The organism is Salipiger sp. (assembly GCF_059781815.1).
On sequence record NZ_JBYNAH010000389.1, the window covers coordinates 1 to 2124 of the forward strand.

The 2124-nt window shown below is 63.7% G+C and carries 4 protein-coding genes; all 4 read right to left on the minus strand.

Annotated features, from left to right (window positions below; genetic code table 11):
* Window positions 1-295: 50S ribosomal protein L4 (locus tag AC6RA4_RS25050; protein ID WP_500164971.1), on the minus strand; the 295-nt coding region annotated here is incomplete at its 3' end.
* Window positions 292-1134: a 50S ribosomal protein L3 gene (gene rplC / locus AC6RA4_RS25055; RefSeq protein ID WP_500164973.1), complete on the minus strand. Its 843-nt coding sequence runs from the start codon at window positions 1132-1134 to the stop codon at window positions 292-294. The genes rplC and AC6RA4_RS25050, both read right to left, overlap by 4 nt.
* Before the next feature lie 12 nt (window positions 1135-1146).
* Window positions 1147-1455, minus strand: coding sequence for a 30S ribosomal protein S10 (rpsJ, locus tag AC6RA4_RS25060; RefSeq protein WP_007792792.1), 309 nt, complete (start codon window positions 1453-1455; stop codon window positions 1147-1149).
* A 181-nt stretch (window positions 1456-1636) separates the two neighbouring features.
* On the minus strand, window positions 1637-2124 hold a 488-nt coding region (locus AC6RA4_RS25065; protein ID WP_500164975.1), incomplete at its 5' end, for an EF-Tu C-terminal domain-related protein.

The following is a 2124-nucleotide window of genomic DNA, read 5'->3' on the forward strand; positions in this document are numbered from 1 at the left end:
CGTGGGCGTGGCTGCGCGGGGTCGGACCCTTGTAGATACCACCCTTGCGGAAGATCGGCGCCTTGCGGGAGCCGTGGCGTGCGCCGCCGGTGCCCTTCTGGCGATAGATCTTCTTGGTCGAGTAGCTCACTTCCGAGCGGGTCTTGACCTTGTGGGTACCGGCCTGCGCCTTGTTGCGCTGCCAGCGGACCACGCGGTGCAGGATGTCGGCGCGCGGCTCGAGATCGAAGATCTCGTCCGTCAGCTCGACTTCGCCCGCGGCACCGCCGTCGAGTTTGATCACGTCGAGTTTCATTCGTCGCCTTCCTTCTTCTCGGCCGCGATTTCCGCTTCAGCGGCTTTCAGGGCCTCTGCTTCGGCTGCGGCCTGCTCTGCGGCGGCTGCTTCGGCTGCTGCGGCTTCCTCGGCGGCTGCCTGTGCGGCGGCTTCCTCAGCCGCTTTCGCAGCTTCCTCAGCAGCGGACTTCAGGGCGGCGGGCAGAATGGCGTTCTCGGGGAACGGCTTCTTGACCGCGTCCTTGATCGTCACCCAGCCACCTTTGGAGCCCGGAACCGCGCCCTTGATCATGATGATGCCGCGCGATGCGTCGGTCTTCACAACCTGCAGGTTCTGCGTGGTGACACGGACGGCACCCATGTGGCCAGCCATCTTCTTGCCTTTGAAGACCTTGCCCGGATCCTGACACTGGCCGGTCGAGCCGTGCGAACGGTGCGAGATCGACACACCGTGCGAGGCGCGCAGGCCGCCGAAGTTGTGCCGCTTCATGGCACCGGCAAAACCCTTACCGATGGTCGTGCCGGACACGTCCACGTACTGGCCTTCGAAGTAATGGTCAGCGGTGATTTCCTCACCGACGCCGATCAGGTTCTCGGCATCGACGCGGAATTCCGCGATCTTCCGCTTCGGCTCCACCTTGGCAACGGCGAAATGGCCGCGCATCGGCTTGGAGACGTTTTTGGCCTTGATCGAGCCCGCGCCGAGCTGAACGGCGGTGTAGCCGTCCTTGTCGCTGGTCCGCTGGGCAACGACCTGGCAGCCGTCGAGTTGGAGAACGGTCACAGGAACCTGCTTGCCGTCTTCCAGGAAAAGCCGGGTCATGCCGACTTTCTTTGCGATCACTCCAGAGCGCATCATCAGTTGCTCTCCTTACACCTTGATCTCGACATCCACGCCGGCGGCGAGGTCGAGCTTCATCAGCGCGTCCACCGTCTGCGGGGTCGGATCGACGATGTCGAGCAGCCGCTTGTGGGTGCGGATCTCGAACTGGTCGCGGGATTTCTTGTTCACGTGGGGGCCACGCAGAACGGTGAATTTCTCGATCTTGTTCGGCAGCGGGATCGGCCCGCGCACCTGCGCGCCCGTCCGCTTGGCGGTGTTCACGATTTCCTGCGTCGAAGCATCGAGGACGCGGTAATCGAACGCCTTGAGCCGGATGCGAATGTTCTGGCTTTGCATGTTCGGTCTGCCTTTTCATAGGCGTGAGAGTTGAGAGGAGGAGACAGGACCATCCCGCCCCCTCTTCGAACCCGTTCGGGCGCGGCCGAGGCCCCTGCCCTAAGACATGATGGGTGCCGAAGCACCCATCAGTATTCCAAGCTGGCGCGCCGGATAAGGCCGGACGCGCCTGCTGTCAAGATCACTCGAGGATCTTGGAAACGACGCCGGAGCCGACGGTGCGGCCGCCTTCGCGGATGGCGAAGCGGAGGCCGTCTTCCATGGCGATCGGGGCGATCAGTTCCACGGTGAACTTCAGGTTGTCGCCGGGCATGACCATCTCGGTGCCCTCGGGGAGGGTCACGGTGCCGGTCACGTCGGTGGTCCGGAAGTAGAACTGCGGACGGTAGTTCGCGAAGAACGGCGTGTGACGGCCGCCTTCTTCCTTGGTCAGGATGTAGACCTCGGCTTCGAACTTGGTGTGCGGGGTCACCGAGCCGGGCTTGCAGAGAACCTGGCCACGCTCGACGCCCTCACGGTCAACACCGCGCAGCAGCGCGCCGATGTTGTCGCCGGCTTCGCCGCGGTCCAGCAGCTTGCGGAACATCTCGACACCGGTGCAGGTGGTCTTCTTGGTGTCGCGGATGCCGACGATTTCGATCTCGTCGCCAACGTTGATCACGCCACGCT